Source organism: Rhizobacter sp. (assembly GCF_031412075.1).
Taxonomy (GTDB): Bacteria; Pseudomonadota; Gammaproteobacteria; order Burkholderiales; family Burkholderiaceae_C; genus Rhizobacter.
Genome location: NZ_JANOCG010000303.1, coordinates 1 through 4,756, shown reverse-complemented (window position 1 = coordinate 4,756; position 4,756 = coordinate 1). Strand labels below are relative to the sequence as shown.

Sequence of the window (4,756 nt, the reverse complement as noted above, 5' to 3'; positions counted from 1 at the left end):
CTCTTCCGTTCGGGCTGAGCCTGTCGAAGCCATGTCCGACATGAGCAGCAGCCCTTCGACCCTTCGACAGAGCTCAGAACAGGCGGGCTCAGGGCGAACGGATGTCACGCCCGACGCCGAAACCGGCGAGATCATGTCGCCCTTGGCCGCCTTCTTGACGCACGCCTCGCTGGAAGCCGGCGACAACCAGGCGCAGGCGGGGCAAGACGCGATCCAGCTGATGACGGTGCACTCGGCCAAGGGCCTGGAGTTCGACGCCGTCTTCATCACGGGTCTCGAAGAAGGTTTGTTCCCGCACGAAAACAGCGTGTCAGACATCAACGGCTTGGAAGAAGAGCGCCGCCTGATGTACGTGGCCATCACCCGCGCCCGCAAGCGCCTGTACCTGAGCTTCAGCCAGACCCGCATGCTGCACGGCCAGACACGCTACAACCTGAAGAGTCGCTTCTTCGACGAGCTGCCCGAAGCGGCGCTGCGCTGGATCACGCCGCGCAACCAGGGCTTTGGCTCGGGCTTTGCGCGTGAGTACCAGTCAGCCTGGGCCAAGGGTTCGGGCTTGGGCTCCATCGTCGGCGCGGGCGATGTGGCGCGTGCGGCGCCGATGAATGCCGGCCCCGTCACCAAGAGCAGCCACGGCCTGCGCTCGGGCCAGAGCGTGTTTCACACCAAATTTGGCGAGGGCGTGATCGTCACACTGGAAGGCACGGGCGAAGATGCCCGTGCCCAGGTGAACTTTGGGCGGCACGGCATGAAGTGGCTGGCGCTGAGTGTGGCGAAGCTGACGCCGATCGAGTGAGCGTCAGCCGCGGCCTCAGCGCAGCAGCCTGCCGCCGGTGCCGATCACCGTCACTTCGACGAAGCGTGAACCCACGCGGTTGCCGTCGCCGAAGTTGACCTTGAAGCCACCAGCGTCGTAGTTCTTCATGTCGGCCAGTTGGGCCAGCACCTTTTCGCGCGAGGGGTCGGCGCGGGCGCGCTTCACCGCCTCGACCAGCACCTTGGCGGCGATGAAACCTTCCATGCTGGCGTACGAGATGATCTTGGTGGGTGCGTGCTCTTTCATCGCCGCATGGAACTCGCGCACCACCGCCACCGGTGAGCTCATGTTGTAGGGGAAGGGCATCACCTGCGAAATGCCCACGCCGCGCGCCAGGTCGTCGCCGGTGTTCTTGAGCAACTCCTTGAAGTTGACGACCGAGATGCTGAACAGCCGGGCTTTGCTGCCCGAGGCGCGCAGCTTCTTGATGAGGGCCGATGAGGCCTTGTTGACGGCCACCATGATCACGGCGTCGGGGTTGGCTGCCATGATGCCGGCCGCCGCGGTGTCGATCTCTTCGGGCTTGGTGCGGTCGTAGTTGCCGGTGGCCACGGCCTTCAGGTTGAGCTTGGTGAGCGCCGCTTCAGCGCCCGTCAGGCCGCTTTTTCCGAAGCCGTCGTTTTGATAGAACACCGCAAACTTGCGCAGGCCGAGCGTATGCAGGTGCTCCACCATCTTGGCCGTCTCGTCGGTATAGCTCGCGCGGATGTGGAAGAGGTAGGGGTTGGTCGGGTTGCGCAGATCTTCGGCGCCTGTGTAGGGCGCGAGCAAAGCGATCTTGTTGTCGCTCAGCACGTTGTTCTTGTTCAACGCCAAGACGTTGGCCGTGCCCACGTAGCCGAACAAGGCGACCGGGCTGTCTTTTTCCAGTATCTCTTTGGTGTGCGCGAGCGTCGCGTCGGGCTTGTAGGCGTCGTCTTTCTGCACCACGCGGATCTTGCGGCCGTAGATGCCGCCCTTGGCATTGACGGTGGCGAAGTAGGCCGCTGCGCCAGACGAGTATTCATCGCCGGTGCCGGCGATCACGCCGGTGAGCGGCACCACCTGGCCGATCACCACCTCGCTGGCGGCGAGTGCAGGAGCGGCCGACAAGGCCAGTGTGGCTGCGGTCAGCGCCGAAGCCAGAAACGACTGAAGAGAAACCTGGGTGCCACGCATGCACGATCTCCTTGGGAGGCGGCATACAGGCCGCTTGCGATTGATGTTGCTTCGCAGTCTAGGCGCGCTGAAGCGCAATTAGCACGCGCGTCTGCCCTGCACAGCGTGACGCTGTGCACAGATGACGACACTTTGGTGCTGGGTCAGACGTCGATTTCGTCCACCTCGCGGTAGACGTCGCGCAGCCACATCTTCAAGCGCTGGCGGTCCATCAGGCCCAGGCTGGCGGGGCCTTCGGCGTCTTGCGGGGTCTTGGCCTTCCAGAAGCTGCTGCTGCTGGCGTCGATCTTGTTGATGACCGAGTCGTGCAGCTTGCGCACCGACACCACCTGGGCGCCGAGCGAGAGCGCACGCGACTGTTCGCCCGATTGTTCGAGCACCGAGAAGTCGCTGCCACGCACGTGGTTGCGCACCAGCACGTACTTGAGCGCGGGGCCGAAGCGGTCGAGCAGCTTCTTGAGCAGGTCGACCGAGTCTTTGCCGGTGTCCATCACGTGCCAGTAGTGGATGGACGAGCCCATCTCGTCGATCAGGTTGAGCACGCCGGAGTCGTCCATCCAGCGCACCAGGGGGTCGTGGGTCTGCGCGGCCAGGTCGACCAGGATGCGGCGCTGCGGCTGGTCGACGGTGGCTTCGACGATGGCGTCGAGCGCTTCGTAACGGTCGACCACCACCGGCGACGCATAACCCGCATAGAAGCGCATCAGCGCAGGGTGCGAGCGGTCGGTGTCGAAGCCGAGGAAGGGCAGCTGCTTGTCGATCATGTACTGCGCCAGCACGCGCGCCACCAGCGATTTGCCCACGCCGCCTTTTTCGCCGCCGATGAAATGGATGTTGCTCATCGAGATCCTCTCCTTGTTGGGTTCGCACAGCCCTCGCAAAGGGCAGTCCGCAGTATGACGGCAAGACACGTGCCGGCCCGCTTGGGCCAGATGGAGTCATTTGCTTGTCACGGGACTGTCATGCGCCTTTCATCAGCGCTTCCTAAGCTGCGGGCCACCTTCCCACAGTGAGAACCACGTGAACACAGCTCCCGAGCGCTCTACCGCAGACACCGACGACATCGACCACAACAACTCCGGCAATCAAACCTTCCGCACCGTGCTCGACGCACGCCTGAGCCGCCGCTCCATCCTGCGCGGCGGCGTGGGCACCGCCGCGACCGCCGTGCTGGGCAGCTGGGGCCTGGCTGCCTGCGGTGGTGGTGATGACACCCCTGCGCCTGCGCCCGGACCCGGGCCCATTGCACCAGTTGGCGGCTCCGCGCCCATCACCTCGCTCGGCTTCGCGGCCGTGGCCAAGAGCACGGCCGATACCGTGACCGTGCCGGTCGGCTACACCGCCGGCATCATCTACGCGCTGGGCGACCCGCTCACCGCGGCCACACCGGCCTTTGCCAACGACGGGACCGACACCGATTTCGACAACCGTGCCGGTGACCACCACGACGGCATGGAGTACTTCGGCCTGTCGGCCGATGGCACACGCGCCGACTACAACGGTTCAGAGCGTGGCCTGCTGGCGATGAACCACGAAGCCACGAGCAACAGGACCAACGATGTGCGCTCGTATTACCTGCACACCAATGGCGGAACGGTCAACCCACGTCCGGTCGGTGAGGCAGACAAAGAAGTCGCAGCGCACGGCCTCTCGGTCGTCGAAGTCCGCAAGACGGCCGGGGTGTGGGCTTATGTGCCCGGATCGGCCTACAACCGCCGCGTCACCCCGCTCACGCCGGTAGAGATCGCCGGCCCCGCGCGCGGCAACGCCCTGCTCGTCACCAAATACTCGACCGCCGGCACCACCACCCGCGGCACGCTCAACAACTGCGGTACGGGTTACACGCCCTGGGGCAGCTTCCTCACGGGCGAAGAGAACTGGGGCGGGTACTTCACCCGGGCAGCTGCAGACAACGCGGCGCGTGACGCCAAGAGCGTGGTCTCGCTCAACCGCTACGGCCGCGCCCAGGGCGCGGTGTCGCGCCACGGCTGGGAAACGGCCGGTGCTGACGACAAGTATGCGCGCTGGATCATCAGCAAGCTGGGCGCGAGTGCCGACGGCAGCGACGACTACCGCAATGAGTTGAACGGCTTCGGCTACATCGTCGAGATGGATGCCTACAACAGGACGGCGGCCATCAAGAAACGCACCGCGCTCGGCCGCTTCGCGCACGAGAGCGCCGCATTCAGCCGGCAGGTGGTGGGCAAGCCGCTGGCGGTCTATATGGGCGACGACTCGCGTGGTGAGTACATCTACAAGTTCGTCTCGACCGCGAACTGGGCTGCGGCCGATGCAAACCCCGCCAACCGCATCACCACCGGCGACAAATACCTCGATAGCGGCAAGCTCTACGTGGCCAAGTCCAATGCCGACGGCAGCGGCGAGTGGGTCGAGCTCAACATTGCCAACGCGGCGATCGCGGGCTACGCCACCTACACATTCGCCGACCAGGCCGACGTGCTGGTGAATGCCCGACTGGCTGCCGACGCCGTGGGCGCCACCAAGATGGACCGGCCGGAATGGTGTGCGGTGCACCCGACTACCGGCGAGATCTACTACACGCTCACCAACAACAGCAACCGCAAGCTCGAACCGAGTGGCTCGTCGCAAATGGGTCTCAACGGCGCCAACCCGCGTGCTTACGCCGACGGCTATGCCGGCGGTGCTGCAGGCGCGCCGGGCAACATCAACGGCACATCATCCGCATGGCTGAAACCGCCGGCGAGTCGGCTGCGACCACCTTCGCGTGGGACGTGTACCTGTTCGGTGCCCAGGCCGAAC

3 protein-coding genes and 1 pseudogene are annotated in these 4,756 nt (G+C 65.0%); 2 read left to right on the top strand and 2 right to left on the bottom strand.

Annotation, left to right across the window (positions count from 1 at the left end; all coding sequences use genetic code 11):
• Window positions 1–796: 3'-5' exonuclease (locus RMO40_RS11055; protein WP_309720605.1), on the top strand; the 796-nt coding region annotated here is incomplete at its 5' end.
• Window positions 797–811: 15 nt separating this feature from the next.
• Here RMO40_RS11055 and RMO40_RS11050 read toward each other — a convergent pair.
• The gene (locus RMO40_RS11050; protein WP_309720601.1) at window positions 812–1,975 is read right to left on the bottom strand and encodes an ABC transporter substrate-binding protein; all 1,164 of its coding nucleotides are present in this window, start codon (window positions 1,973–1,975) and stop codon (window positions 812–814) included.
• A gap of 143 nt (window positions 1,976–2,118) precedes the next feature.
• Window positions 2,119–2,817, bottom strand: coding sequence for a P-loop NTPase family protein (locus RMO40_RS11045; RefSeq protein WP_309720598.1), 699 nt, complete (start codon window positions 2,815–2,817; stop codon window positions 2,119–2,121).
• Between the two features lie 178 nt (window positions 2,818–2,995).
• Here RMO40_RS11045 and RMO40_RS11040 point away from each other — a divergent pair.
• Window positions 2,996–4,756 (top strand): annotated as a pseudogene (locus tag RMO40_RS11040) (PhoX family protein); the annotation flags it as partial.

Excerpts from the sequence above, each read along its gene's own strand:
- RMO40_RS11045 (WP_309720598.1), bottom strand. The coding sequence starts at position 2,817 with ATGAGCAACATCCATTTCATCGGCGGCGAAAAAGGCGGCGTGGGCAAA.
- RMO40_RS11050 (WP_309720601.1), bottom strand. The coding sequence starts at position 1,975 with ATGCGTGGCACCCAGGTTTCTCTTCAGTCGTTTCTGGCTTCGGCGCTG.